Annotated in this window: 12 protein-coding genes; 2 read left to right on the forward strand and 10 right to left on the reverse strand. The window is 28.4% G+C overall.

Annotation, left to right across the window (positions count from 1 at the left end; all coding sequences use genetic code 11):
• Positions 1-165 precede the first annotated feature (165 nt).
• Entirely contained in the window at positions 166-1,386 is a 1,221-nt protein-coding gene (locus ERL59_RS07985; RefSeq protein ID WP_160645676.1) for a DUF2515 family protein, read from the forward strand.
• Here the strand turns inward: ERL59_RS07985 and ERL59_RS07990 are convergent, their stop codons facing one another.
• A complete protein-coding gene (locus ERL59_RS07990; protein WP_160645677.1) occupies positions 1,387-3,018 on the reverse strand; it encodes a putative polysaccharide biosynthesis protein in 1,632 nt (543 codons plus the stop codon).
• A 118-nt stretch (positions 3,019-3,136) separates the two neighbouring features.
• Positions 3,137-3,880: a Cof-type HAD-IIB family hydrolase gene (locus tag ERL59_RS07995; RefSeq protein WP_160645678.1), complete on the reverse strand. Its 744-nt coding sequence runs from the start codon at positions 3,878-3,880 to the stop codon at positions 3,137-3,139.
• A gap of 993 nt (positions 3,881-4,873) precedes the next feature.
• On the opposite strand from ERL59_RS07995, the gene ERL59_RS08000 reads away from it, so the two are divergent.
• Positions 4,874-5,515 (forward strand): sensor histidine kinase, encoded by a 642-nt coding sequence (locus ERL59_RS08000; RefSeq protein WP_160645679.1) that lies wholly within the window; start codon positions 4,874-4,876, stop codon positions 5,513-5,515.
• A gap of 48 nt (positions 5,516-5,563) precedes the next feature.
• On the opposite strand, the gene ERL59_RS08005 is transcribed toward ERL59_RS08000, so the two are convergent.
• From ERL59_RS08005 to ERL59_RS08040, 8 genes are all read right to left on the reverse strand, one after another.
• Positions 5,564-5,707, reverse strand: coding sequence for a cyclic lactone autoinducer peptide (locus ERL59_RS08005; protein ID WP_160645680.1), 144 nt, complete (start codon positions 5,705-5,707; stop codon positions 5,564-5,566).
• A 7-nt stretch (positions 5,708-5,714) separates the two neighbouring features.
• Entirely contained in the window at positions 5,715-6,224 is a 510-nt protein-coding gene (locus ERL59_RS08010) for an accessory gene regulator B family protein (protein WP_160645681.1), read from the reverse strand.
• Between the two features lie 674 nt (positions 6,225-6,898).
• Entirely contained in the window at positions 6,899-8,254 is a 1,356-nt protein-coding gene (locus tag ERL59_RS08015) for a sensor histidine kinase (protein ID WP_160645682.1), read from the reverse strand.
• Between the two features lie 94 nt (positions 8,255-8,348).
• A complete protein-coding gene (locus ERL59_RS08020) occupies positions 8,349-9,740 on the reverse strand; it encodes an ATP-binding protein (RefSeq protein WP_160645683.1) in 1,392 nt (463 codons plus the stop codon).
• A 37-nt stretch (positions 9,741-9,777) separates the two neighbouring features.
• Positions 9,778-10,377, reverse strand: coding sequence for a response regulator transcription factor (locus tag ERL59_RS08025; RefSeq protein ID WP_160645684.1), 600 nt, complete (start codon positions 10,375-10,377; stop codon positions 9,778-9,780).
• 1,018 nt (positions 10,378-11,395) lie between these two features.
• Positions 11,396-12,013: a hypothetical protein gene (locus tag ERL59_RS08030; protein ID WP_160645685.1), complete on the reverse strand. Its 618-nt coding sequence runs from the start codon at positions 12,011-12,013 to the stop codon at positions 11,396-11,398.
• An 88-nt stretch (positions 12,014-12,101) separates the two neighbouring features.
• Entirely contained in the window at positions 12,102-12,731 is a 630-nt protein-coding gene (locus ERL59_RS08035) for a hypothetical protein (RefSeq protein ID WP_160645686.1), read from the reverse strand.
• Positions 12,732-12,788: 57 nt separating this feature from the next.
• Entirely contained in the window at positions 12,789-13,469 is a 681-nt protein-coding gene (locus ERL59_RS08040; RefSeq protein ID WP_160645687.1) for a hypothetical protein, read from the reverse strand.
• Positions 13,470-14,245 lie beyond the last annotated feature (776 nt).

Here is a 14,245-nt window from a genome sequence, read left to right on the forward strand (position 1 = left end):
TACGGAATACTAGTACTACCATTCAAACTAAAATGAAAATGTTAAATTGTTCACACTCATATTAACAAAATATCATAAATTAGTATGTAATACTTCTTACACTTACTAATGTTAAAGCGTAGATATGTAAAACTTCTTACATTCATTAAATGTAGAAAGAAGGTGTTGCAAATTTTTAATAACCTTTTCAAGGAAACAAGACAAAAAGCAAAAAGCTTAATAACATTCTTACAACTGCAAAAACAATATACCCCTTTGGTATACGATCCAATGGATTTCAAAATGATTCAAAAAAAATTAAAAAGTATATTGGAACACCCTAAACCTATGAATAATAATTTTACTAAAGTTGAACAGGAAATTATAGATAAAATACAGGAAAAAACTAAGACAAATAACCTAAATAACAATACACGCACCCAAGCGTACCTGGAAGTCTACAAGAGAAATTCTAACCTTCACTGGGCATTTCTAGCTCATATGGTATCGAGAAATGGCGGTTGGAATATGACGGATTTAAAAGGAGAGTTTCTACCTCGATTACTTAACAACGAAAAGAGATTAGCTACGTTTTTAATGTTAGAGAGAGCTAATGCACTTATATTTCAAGATGCCTATCCCCAATTATTACTGTATGAAGAAAGTTTCCGATTGAATAAGAACTTATTTCATTTGTTGGACGCTTTTCATATATCTAAATTCATGCGTCCTTTCTGGGATTTCTTTTGGAGTAATCAACAACAATCTACTTTGTTAACGATCGCTCTCATTATAAATGAACAAAATTACATTGAAAAAAGAGTTGTCTTAAATCCAAAATATAAAGAAAAAGTGTTGGATAAATTTTATTTTAAAACACAATCCATATTACAGCTAAATCAAGTCCTCTTTCCAATGATTACCTCTCATCAAAATGATAAAAAAGACTTAGTGGGGGTCACAGTTCAGAATTTTTCCAATCTTAAAGAAAGAATTGAAGTAGGCAAAAAACTATATACTATTTTATTTTGTTATCCTGACTATTATCAAGCAATTAAAACTTTCTCTACTCAAGTCCCTCACACTGGTTCTAGAGTAGATTATTGTCCCGAGTTATTTTCAAAAAAGAAATCAGCCTCTTCCAACTATAGCATGCAGAAAATTATAGGATGCAAATTAAAAAAAGGAGCTGAACCGCTGTTCAGCCCCGAATTAACGGAAATATGGTCTAATGTACCCTTTCAGTCCACAACGCAAGAGGATTGGTTTATGGATCTCTCTATCCTAAAACATTTTAAAAAGATAAAACCACCGATCACTTTGGAAATGACGCATAATTACTGCCAAGCTTTAAATAAAATAGAACTTGCTGTTATGGCAGAAAAAATGTTGTTTGAAGATCATTAATTAGCGGTTAATGATACGTAAAACCTTTTCCATCACTTTCTGAGCTTTACCAGGTAAGTGTCGAATATCATTTTCAGTAATAACTCTGAATTTAATCATGAACAGTAAATATAAGATCCCAATAATCGGTCCTAAAATAAGTGAATGCACTAAATATGTAATCCTATCTATGGAATACTGAACGATGGATTCGTTGAAAAGTATAATTAAATATCCAACACCGATGAGCAGGATTGACGATACTATCGTGCCTATCCACTTTTTCCCCAATACAGTATATGAAACGGTTTGTTTCAAATAAGATAAATTTAATATCATTACAATAGAAAAACTGATAGCAGTAGATAAAATGATTCCATCTATTCCAAGCCAAGGTGCTAATAAAAAGTTCCCTGCCACTTTTAACAACACTCCAATCGATACATGAATCATCGGTCTCTTAAATTGACCTAACCCCATTAGAATGGTACCTGATGTCATCATTAACACTTGAAATATTGTACTGGCTGTTAAATAAATAATAACAGAAGTTCCTACAGTATTTTTAAATAACAAACCATTGATAGGCTCAGCTGCAATACATATAACTAAGATGATTGGCATGCTGAAAAGAATAGACATCCTTAATGCTAGAGAGGTTTGTCTGTTTAATACTAACTGATCTTTTTTTGCATATGCTGATGAAATGATTGGAAGAATAGATTGACTAATTGCAATTGAAAATATAATTGGTAGACCTGCGAGTGGTTGGGCTCTACTTTGCAAAATACCTAACATTTCTTTTGCACCATCATACCCTAACTTTCCTTCAAGCAATGAAATTACAGTTGAAGAATCAATAAAGTTAATTGCAGGGACAATGATGGCTATGAGAATGACAGGCCCTGAAATTTTAAAAATCATAGCATATATTTTTCTATAAGTTAATGATTCACTAGCTTCTAGTTTCTTATCATTTGTTTTATGAAGCTGTTGATCCTTACTATCTTGTTTTTTTAACTTACGCCAATAAAACAACAATACAATAAGTGCAGCAATTCCACCAACGACTCCACCAAAAGTAGCACCAGCGATCGCAACTTTTTTTGAAATACCAATGAAAAGGAATAATGATACGAGTCCAACAGATACAATCACTCTTACAATTTGTTCAACAATTTGTGAAATCCCGTTACCCATCATTTGTTGCCTTCCTTGAAAATACCCCCGCATGATGGCAATGACAGGGAAAAACAATAAGGCAGGAGCAAGAGCACGAATCGCTAAAACAGCATCCTTATCCTCAGCAATATTAGTCGCATAATAATCGGATGCAAACCAGAGTAATGCTGTCATAAAAAGACCTGCAAAAATGGCAAACTTAATAGATGCAACATAAATACGATGAGCTTCTGCAAATTTACCTATTGCCACTCGTTCTGATACTAATTTACTGATTGCAACTGGGACACCAGCTGTTGCAATCATAAGTAGTAGAAAGTAGATTGAATTAGCAATATTAAAGGTGGCCATGCCGGTATCCCCAAGCATATTTTGCAGTGGGACCTTTTGAAAAAGCCCTAAAAAACGTGCAATAAAAGCTGCGATTGCTAGTACTATTGTGCCTTTAATTAAAGAATCTTTTTTTGACAAAGTAACTTTCCTTCCTGAATAATATATTAAAAAACGATCATGAAAATATATATTTACGAGCCATAAGAGCAGATTACCGGTAGTTTCACTTTTTCTGCAAAATGCGTTTTTGAAGATCTTATGTTCCTAATATGTATTCCTCTATTATTTTTGCCACACCATCTTCATCGTTAGTCAACGTCACTATATCAGCTTCTTTTTTTATGATATCCTGTGCATTCCCCATCGCAACTCCAAGACCTGCTGATTTAATCATAGCAAGATCATTCATACTATCTCCCATCGCAATGACTTCTGACATATTAAATTCTTTCCAGTTGCATAAAGCTTGTAAACCGCTTGCTTTACTGATCCCTTTTGGATTTAATTCAAGATTAGAAGGGTGTGAATTAGTTAACTCTAATGTGCCCCATGCTTTTATGGTTTCAAAAATTTGTTTGATCTTACTATCATCTTCAGTATAATAACCGAATTTTAACCATTGATAATCATGTAAATTATCCGTCCATTGTTCTTTATTAAATAATCCTTCTACTGTGTATCCCCAAAACCAAGTATCATAATGGAGTGCAATGTCATGCATTTTTTTAATGACTTCAACTTCTAGTAGGTGACGCTGCATTAATTGTTTCGGGTTCTTCCATACTTCACTTCCATTCACAGCCACAATAGGTGTGTCTAAGTTCAGTTCATGTATATATGGTTCTATACTTTGATATCCTCTGCCTGTTGCAAAACTAACAATAACTCCACTATTTAAGGCTTTATTTATTGCATCTTTATTCACATCAGAAATTTCTCTATTTTCATTTAAAACCGTTCCATCCATATCCAAAGCAAGTAATTTATATTGTTTGGTCAAGTCATTCCCTCCTATGATCTACTTAAATTATAGCTTTTTATTGTTAGTTTCATTAGTAATTAAGTATAACATATCGGGTTTACTTGAACACTTTACATGGAATGCAAATATTCCCTTATAACAAATACATTTTATGACTTTTTATTTATTAATAATCATGGTAAATTATATTCGAGGTTATTCGACACGAAAATACATAACTTAACAAAATTATTTCATATTATGATATTATATTACTAATGAATGTATATATTTAGTAGATTAGCTACAAATATAGAGAAGGTGAATGATTTGATAGAAACTTTTTTCAAACTATTTATGAATGCTTTACCCTTAATTGTAATTTATTCTTTTCCAAACTATTTTCTTACTTTAAGTTTTTCATTGATTTTTTGGGGAATTCCATTAAATACAGTATGGAAAAGAATCTTGCTATTTGCAATTATTCAATCTATTTATATAGATTTATTTATATTTACCTCTTCTCCTCAACTCCAGCTTATAAATAGTCTCACATCTTACTTTATATTATTCAACATTGTTTTTTATCATCTAAATAAACTACAAAAAACACTAATACCTATATTTGCTTATATTATATCTATGACGATAGAAATACTAGTGGCTAGCATAGCATTTATTTTTATCCCTAGAGATGAATTGTTACAAAGCACTTTAAACCTTATATATATTTCCTTACCAACAGTAGTAATTATGACAATTTTAATTTATTTTATGATTAAGAAAAAATTTTCCCCTGGAGAAACCCTAATTGTTAATATCAAGAAACATAAGAAAATCACACTATTATTATGTATACTGATTATTCAATTTATAGTAACATGCTTCATTATTTCTATTGGATACTTTAATTCAACTCATATACTCTCTAAAACTCTATTCATATTATTATCAATAATGATCTTTTTAAGTCTTATTATTATATTAGTTACATTTAGCGCTATAAAACAGACAAAAAATGAAGCAGTTCGTATGACTCAAAAGTATTATATTGGTGATGTCAATCGAATGTTTACTAGTATACGAGGTCAGCGTCATGATTTTTTAAATCATGTTCAGGTTATTTACGGATTTGTAAAGTATAAGAAATATAATCAATTGGAAAATTACACAAAAGAACTTACCAAAGAGATATCAGAAGTCAATGAAATTTTAGAAATCGGACATCCTGCATTAGCAGCCTTAGTACAAAGTAAGATGATTATCTCACTTGAAAAGAAAATTAAATTTCAATATGATATCACTGGTTTAGATGGACTTTCCCTAGGTATTACATCTATAGATATTATAAAAATAATAGGTAATCTAATAGACAATGCTATTGATGAAGTTGAAACAATTCCATTAGATAAGAAATGGATAAGTTTAAAAGTAACTACATTAAGTGAGAAATTATTTATAACTACTAAAAACCCATGTAGTTCAAAGGTAATAAATGAAAAAAATAAGTTGTTTCAATCTGGCTTTTCTACTAAGGAAAAAAACCTACATGAAGGAATTGGATTAGCTATTGTAAAAGAAAGAGTAGAGCATTATAAAGGTACTATAGAAGTTAAAACATTATCAAATCAAGTACTAGAATTTTCTATTCAACTTCCACTAAAAATGGAATAGAATAAAACACCTATTCCAACCAATAAGGAGGATAGGTGTTTTATATTATTATCTATGATGATCTACTTCTTTATCTAGAAGTTCTTTCGGTACTTTAGGTTGATGTAGCATCATATTGCTAGCAGTACTTACAGTCATTTCAGCTATAAAACCCAGAATTAAAGATGATATTACGGCTATTTTTTTCAACAATTTAATATCACCTCCTTATTAATGTAAGAGACTGAATAAAAAAAGCTATTGATATAGGAATTGATTGAATAAAAACACTAATTCCTACTAGTGTTAAAGCTGCTAATTTTAAATGAGGATAATACTTTTTAGGTATCCTTGAACTATCTTCAATATTTGAAGGAGCAAAGAAATAAATGAGTATTAAACTTAAAATAGTTAATAAACTTATTATCATTTTAGAAACAGGAAATAAGGGGATACATAATATCAATGTTATTGAAGTAACTGTACAAGCTAAAGCACTTTTAAAGTGGTAACCACCTGTTAAAAGGCGTAAAATCGCAAATGCTAATAATCCTATAATTGCAGTTATAGTATATCCAAATAACATACTAAAAATGATGGAAATAGAGATTACTAATAAATTATTAATCAATATAATTAAAGAGAATTTCATTACTTCTATACTATTAGTATTCTCAGGATCTATGTCTTTAATTGATTTTGCAATTCTAAAAGCTAATGTTTCGATCATCTTGATTCTCTCACTTCTTAATAAAATACATAATAATAGTCTCCTATATTCTAAACTATATTATTTATATTTCACAGTAGAATTTTTGGGAATTTTGTATAATATTTTCGATTTATGGTGAATTTTGATGAATTGATTACAATCACTTAAAGATATAAATAATTGAAAAATTATGGCCTGGAGATTAAAAGTGGGGAATTGTAAAAACCATAAGAAGAACTAAAACATGGGATAATTAATTAGATTTAAATAATTTTAATCTATAATAAATATCTTTGAAATCAATAAACTTTCACATAAATACAAAGATTTAATAAAATATCACTAGATATATTTTATGCCAATTGAATTAAAAAATAATAAACTCGATTGTTGAAATTATAGTATAGAAGATGATATAGAAGGGAGTATAGATGATTAAGACTTCATTGCAAGGGAGACATTCGATATTTTATGTTTTTTTATTAAATCATTAACTTCAATTTACTTCCTGATTTTTTTATTAATTTCAAGAGAGTTGATTCGTTCTATATTTAATGCTAATAATACACTTGATAATAATATTTATAAAGTTGTCATTGCTGACGATGTTTCATTTATTTTACCTCCTTATTATCCTACCTAGCATTATTTAATAATCATTTCCAAATGGGTAAATCTTATGCCCTCCTTCTCTACTTTATAATTTCCTGAATTATTAGATTAATTATAGGAAATGATAGAACAACCTCTGTTCCCTGTTGCTCTTCACTAATGATTTTCAAATCTCCATTATGTTTTTTCATAATATTGTAACCATAAGTTAATCCTAAGCCATAGTTACTCCCGGTTTTCTTTGTTGTAAAAAATGGATCAAGTACTTTATCTTGTATTTCTTTTGAAATACCATTTCCGTTATCTTTCACGTATAATCTTATGTACTTTTTTTCTTCTCTTATTCCAATGTCAATTTGAGGATAAGAGCAATTTTTTAATTCCTCAATAGAGTTATTTATTATATTAATCAAAGCTTCTCTAATATGAGTCTGATCCCCTTGAATTAAAATGTCATTGTCTGTATTCACATTTACTTGTATCTTACGATTATTTATAATTTGTTGGAGGCTATCTAGAACTTCTCTAATTAAATCATTCAAATGTATATCTGAAATGATTAAATCTACATCTTCCATTTTTTCTTTTATTCTTACCGTCATTTCGTTCATATGGTTTGAACTTGACATGATTTGGTGAACGGTTTCGTTCATCTTCTCATCATTATATTTTCCTCTTAATTCTTCATTTAATTGATTTATTAAAAAATTAATCTTATTTATTTCGTTTTTGATTGTGTGATTAATAATAGATGTACCTGAATCCATTGCTTTCATCGTTTTGTTAAATACTTGTTGTTTAAGATTTTGCTTCCATTTTTTTATAATCAAACTAATAACTATAGAAAGATAAACAATAAAAAATAAAACATATACAACTTTAAAATCAGGTTTATATAAGAAATAATACATAGATATTAGTGGTAAAAACCCTAATATTAGAAATGCTAGTGAAAATTTTAATTTAGATAATTTAACTTTATTTGGCTTTTTTACTATAAAAGAATACCCAATATTAAACTTTTTTAATATAAGGGTTATTATAAAGGTAATAAAAGCTGTTATTATTTGAAGAATATAAACTTCATTAGAAAATAGTGCAATGTCTGGAGTATAAATTAAATATAAAATAGTTTGTATTATAGCATAGCACACATATCCAACTACAGACATTATTACTGCATGTAAAAAATTCAGACTAAATAACTGCCACATCAATATACACAACAAAAACATCTGAGAAATAGGAGCTAGTAATTCTAATTCAAACCCTTCACGTAAAGAAATTGAAACATATAGTAAAATGTTCGAAGTTAAAATAATTTTTGGAATATAGTCTAGCATTTTCAATCGAAATAAAGTGAACATTAGAAAAAATAAGGCTCCATACTCTAATAAAGAAAAAATTGTGAAATTAATTAAGTCAACAATAGTCAAAAAGAACACACACCCTTAAAAATATCCTCATTCTTATTTCATTTTTAATTCTCTCTTTTACTAACAAGAAATAAGTCAATAAGATGTCATAAGATTAAGTAGAGAGATTCACATTGGATTCTTTGGTACTTTGTAATTTTTTATTTTTTGTGGGATTAAAATTAGGCAACTTTAAAACAACCTCAGTCCCTTGGTGTTCTTCACTAATAATTTTTAAATCCCCATTATGTTTTTTCATAATGTTGTAACTATAAGTCAACCCTAAACCATGATTATTCGCGGTTTTCTTTGTTGTAAAAAATGGATCTAGTACTTTATTTTGTATCTCTTTTGGAATTCCAGTACCATTATCTTTCACATATAAACGTAAGTACTTTTTATCTTCTATAATTCCAATGTCAATTTGAGGATTAGAACATTTTTTTAATGCTTCAAAGGAATTATTTATTATATTCATCAAAACTTCTTTAATATGAGTTTGATCCCCTTGAACCATAATGTCATTGTCTGCTTTTACATTTACTTGTATCTTACGATCATCAGAAATCTGTTGGAAGCTAGTTGTTATTTCTAATACTAAATCGGATAATTGGATATTTGAAATAAGTAACTGTACATCTTCTGTCTTTTCTTTTATTCTTACCGTCATGTCATTCATATGCTTAGTACTGCTTAAAATCTGATTAATAGTTTTATTCTTTTGCTCTTCATCTAATTTTCCCTTTGATTCATCTGATAATTGATTCACTAAAAAATTGATTTTGGATAATTCATTTTTTATAGAGTGATTAATCATTGAGGTTCCTGTATCCATGGCTTTTAATGTTTTATTTAGTACTTTCTGATCAATCAATCTTTTTTGTTTCATTGAAATAATCTTAAAAACGATAAAAATAATTATTATTGCTAATACAAGATGTAAAAACCTTAATTGAGGACTATATAAAAGAAAATATATCGGACCTATGCATATGGCACCAAGTAGTGATAAAATAATGGGAAAAGCACTGAATTTTGAATGATTTCCTTTCATTTGATCATTAGAAATTAATGAATACCCTACATTAAACTTTTTTATTATAAAAACGATTACAAATCCTATAACAGCTATTATTGTTTGAAGAAAATATACTTCATTTGAAAATAATGATATATCAGGTTTATACGATAAATAAATAATCATTTGTAAGAGAGCAAAACCAACAAATCCAACGACAGACATCATGATAGCGTGGACAAGTTTCATCCTAAATAGTTGCCACATTAAAAAACTCAATAAAACCATTTGAGAAATAGGTGCTATTGTCTCTAAACCATATCCATCACGTAAAGAAAGAGAAACGTATAACAAAATTAAAGAGGTTAATACAATTTGAGGTATATACTCAACCATTCTAATTCGAAATATGGTAAAAATAAAATAGAATAAAATAAAATATTCAATCATTGAAAAAAAAGTAAAATTAATAATATCAATTAAAGTCAAACAGATCACGCCTTTTCGGATATAGTAACTCTATAAATTATTTACCTTTCATTTTATTCCTCATACTTCTTAACTGAGATTTAATTGTATTGAATGACTTATGTAACTTTTTCGCCATTTCATTTTTTGTGAGTCCCTTCTTATCTAAATCATATAACTCCCTTTCCGCTGGGGTTAATAATGATAGTCTAACTTCTTTGCGGTTTTTTCGATATGCTTTTCTCAGAATTTCCGACACGTCGGAATGAATGCCAGCTTTACCATGATATGCATCTCGTACCGCTTGAAATATATCTAAAATATTAAATTTAGATAAATAGTTAACCACATTTTTTATAGCAAATGACTCTAGTATTACATCTTCCTCCATAATTCCAGAAAGGATAATTATATTACTGTCTATTTCTTTTCTCTTGGCTAACTCCTCTGCAAAATCAAGTCCATCTAAATTGTTTTCAGTTAAATTAATGTCAAGTATGATAACATCTGGATTATTTTTGATAGATAAATCAAGAGCTTCTTCTCTATTTGTTGCTGTACCTATTAAATGAAAATCATTCTGGTTTAATAATCCTTTTGATAATTGTTGTAACCAAAATAAACTATCTTCCACTAAAATAACATTTATTTTTTCCATTTAGCTGAACCTACTTCCCTTTTGGTTGAAGAATTTTAAGAATAAATATTTTTACATATTTAACCTTAACATAATATACTAAAAATTTTACAATAAATTGTCGATTTATTATAAATAATGTCGAATGGAAGTTAAGTTCAATAGAAAAAACTATTTTAGTATAGTAATAACTTATTACCTAGAAAAAATTAACATGTTCTTATTAAACTTTAGAAATGTTTTAAAAATTCTAATATTTGGATAACATTATTTAAAATTATATGATTTTTGTTTGGTAGTGGGGAGGGTGAATTTATTTCACCCCCTAAAGACTGCTCCCAAAGATTGATTCTAAAGGATCCCAAGATTAAAAATAAGGAAGGAGAGGTAATTTATGAACCAAATATAAAATATTTATAATATTATTAGGTATTATTTTTTATAAATAGTTTACGTCACTATTACAAAGAGCTTAAGTACAGTAAGTAGCCCTGTAGAAATCACCCAGATCGTCTGGGCAGGGTACTCATCAATAAATATCCGGGTTTAACGATGATACAGGTCACGAATACATTCAAGGTAATGCCTTTCTTTATTGATTTAATTGAAAATAAACCTAAGAGAAGAAAATATTCCCTTAGGAAAACAAAATAAGAATAATGTTCCCTTTCAATATATATGAGACCTAGACTCGTTAACTATACGCTCAATTGTCTTTTGTTCTGGATCAATGAAACCATTAGGTTTCAACAAATAAAAAATCCGCCGATTTCATGTAAATCATACCGCAAGATTGATGGAAAGCGGAATAAGAAGGAGAGTTATGTATTTTTTATTCCCTAGAAAAAATTCTTTGTTTTCACGATATCGTTCGATTCCCCTTTATGACCAAACTGTGGATAATAACCACCTTTTTCAAAAAGTACCATACATAAACACCCATTTATAACCCCCTTGGTTTTTATAATCGTAAGACGAGTTTTTATTGACTCTTCTACATTTATAAAACATTGGGTAGTCATCATTTGTACCATTGGGATTAATCACTCGTGTACTTACCAAAATCTATATACGTGGCATCAGCTCTACTGTAGAAATATGTAATCCTATTTGTTTCATTATCTATTTCTCCAAACCTAGAATCAAACCCAGACCATCCTTCTAATGTTTCTTCATTATCATAATCTTGGTTATAGTAATCTAAAGCTGGTTGGCTTTCACTCCATAAAGTTATAATCTTATCTTTTTCATCTGAATATAGTATTGATAATTTTAATAAGTAGTATCTCTCAATTTTTTCTTCTTTAGGAACATCTTTTACAAAAAGACCTATTTCATTATTAGTATTATATATTATTTCATAGTTTAAATTTTCAATACGAGTAATACCATCTATATATTTTTGCAATTCTCTAAATCTAAATTCTATTTGTTCATATTTTCTTATTTCATCCTTTAATTTGCTATTATTTATTGATTCATATAATAATTTTTCCTCTATTTTTTTTAACTCCTCCTGTGTTTCTAACAATTTAGATTCTAGTTCTACTAAATCTAAACTAGAAAGATTGTTTACTGAATCTGCAGGATTATTATTACAACCAGTTATAAACATCATTAAAATTATCACAATATTCATAATATAAATTTTATTCATTTTAAATCCTCCTAATTAAAATTATTTAACCCTTGAGAGTTAATAAAAAAATTAGCTCAAGGGTTAAATAATTTATTTAATTAAATTTTTAATTTATAAGTAATATATCTAAACCCAATACATACTTAAACTGATCGATAAACTCCTGTGTTTCAAATTCTTCTGATGTTACGTATATACCAGTTGTAACTTCAAGTGCTTCATTTGTAATCTTATCAATTAGAAATTCTTCAGGTGTTAATCTTGAAACTGTATCATTAAAATGTTTATTTATAACACTATGGTCAACTATGAAAATTCCAACTCGTTCATTAGACTCTTCTTCTACAATCCTTATTGAATCAAGATCACCGCTAAAAAACACATGGTTCTTATTAGGTTGTAAGAGGATTGGATCAAAGCTATATTTTTGAGACACATCTATTTTAAATTTATCAAGACCTTGAATATTCCATCTAACATGTTTTCTCAGATCTTTTTCTATACTATTCACAACTTTATTTTTAATACTTTCTGTATTAACAAGAGAACTGTAACTTTCGACACAAATGTTTAGTGTATCTTTCCTGTTTTTTGTAAGAAGATAATTTTGAGCAAATTTATTTTTTTCACTATTATAACTTTCTTTGTAATTATCTTGCTTACCATAAACACTAAATGTAACAAAAACAAGAGCTAAGATTATTAATGTTAGTAAACTTGCAATAGTTTTTTTCATGTACACTTCAAACTCCTCTAAATTATTTATTTAATTTTTTTAGATATTATACCTTTATTAAGGATATCTAGGACCATCTTCTCCATAATCTATTTGATCAGACTCTTCTATTATAGTGTCTTTATCAAGTTGAGTTGGAACATCAGGATAACCAGTACACGAATAATCAGCTGAATGCATTATACTACCTGGGCAAGTCCTATCTCCATCTAAAAGGCCTAACGCATGACCTGTTTCATGGTTAACTATATATTTTTTTGTGTTTGAATAAGTAAAAGAGGCATCCCTTATTTTCAATACTGCATACTGCCAATCTGTTGATGTTCCACCTTTACCATTGTCATGTACCAAAGTCTGACCCCCACGCGGGTTTACAATACAAGAGTATCCGCCACACCCTTCTGGAGAAACATAATATCTTATAGATATTTTTTCCAAATTACTACTGGATATATCAGAACAATCTTCCTTTGCATACGTAGGATTCGCAAATTGTAAATTATATTCATTTCCATCTTCAAACCCATCAGGGTGATTTAATGCTTCGTCAATTAAAGTTAATATAGTAGACAAAGATAAACTTGAAGCTTTAGCATCAGCACAATAGACATCAGTTATTGGACCATGTTGACTCGCTAAGTGTCTACCTGGATTATAAGGATGATGAGCTAACACAGCACTATAAGTAAGAAAAATCATAGAGATAATCATCAAAATAGTAATTATTTTTTTATTCATTATTCCATTATCCTTTCCTTCAATATTTATGGTTTTTGGGAGTGTATAAACATGTAGTGATTTTCAATACAACTCCTTTTATGGTTGTTTTTATTTATGAGCTGGCCAGCTTTATACCAACATTAGTAACTATATCATAAAAATGGGAATAATTATTTTTAAATATCTTTTTATGATAATTAAACAAAACCAATTATTTTCTATCTACTTATTCGAAGCGAAGTTTGTTTCAATGGTTCGTTCCTCTCCCAGATGCAAACGTATTTCTTTAAATGATATTGTTTTCTTGCCATTGTCAACACCCTTTAGTGTTTCATCACGTTACTCACGTTGTTTGTTTTTACTTTTTTTAAGATAAATTAACAATAATACTGGCCAGCTTTATGTGTATTATAATATTTATACATTACTGGAAAAAGGATGAAATTATATCACCCCCTAAACTATTTTCTTTCCTGACAAAAAATAACGTTTCAACAAATCTAGTTATCATTCTTATTAATATAATAATGATATAAGTCAAATTTTCATTAATCTTTATCTTATCCATATGTAAACACTTAAAGTAAATATATATATATTAAATGATCACAAAATTAAAGAATCAATCCTAATTAACTATTAGGAATGATTCTTTGGAGGCGGAATTTTAATTATGTTGAAGTATGTAGATAAGAAGAAATGAAGAGGATTATCTCTGCTATCATATTGATAAGATTAAAACTTGTAATAAAGGATTGTAAAAAGTTGTTGAACATACTCTCTAAATTTATTTA

Origin of the sequence: Chengkuizengella marina (assembly GCF_009910845.1) — a bacterium.
GTDB lineage: Bacteria > Bacillota > Bacilli > Paenibacillales > KCTC-33759 > Chengkuizengella > Chengkuizengella marina.

Excerpts from the sequence above, each read along its gene's own strand:
- ERL59_RS08000 (WP_160645679.1), top strand. The coding sequence starts at position 4,874 with ATGACTCAAAAGTATTATATTGGTGATGTCAATCGAATGTTTACTAGT.
- ERL59_RS08010 (WP_160645681.1), bottom strand. The coding sequence starts at position 6,224 with ATGATCGAAACATTAGCTTTTAGAATTGCAAAATCAATTAAAGACATA.
- ERL59_RS08025 (WP_160645684.1), bottom strand. The coding sequence starts at position 10,377 with ATGGAAAAAATAAATGTTATTTTAGTGGAAGATAGTTTATTTTGGTTA.
- ERL59_RS08030 (WP_160645685.1), bottom strand. The coding sequence starts at position 12,013 with ATGAATAAAATTTATATTATGAATATTGTGATAATTTTAATGATGTTT.
- ERL59_RS08035 (WP_160645686.1), bottom strand. The coding sequence starts at position 12,731 with ATGAAAAAAACTATTGCAAGTTTACTAACATTAATAATCTTAGCTCTT.
- ERL59_RS08040 (WP_160645687.1), bottom strand. The coding sequence starts at position 13,469 with ATGAATAAAAAAATAATTACTATTTTGATGATTATCTCTATGATTTTT.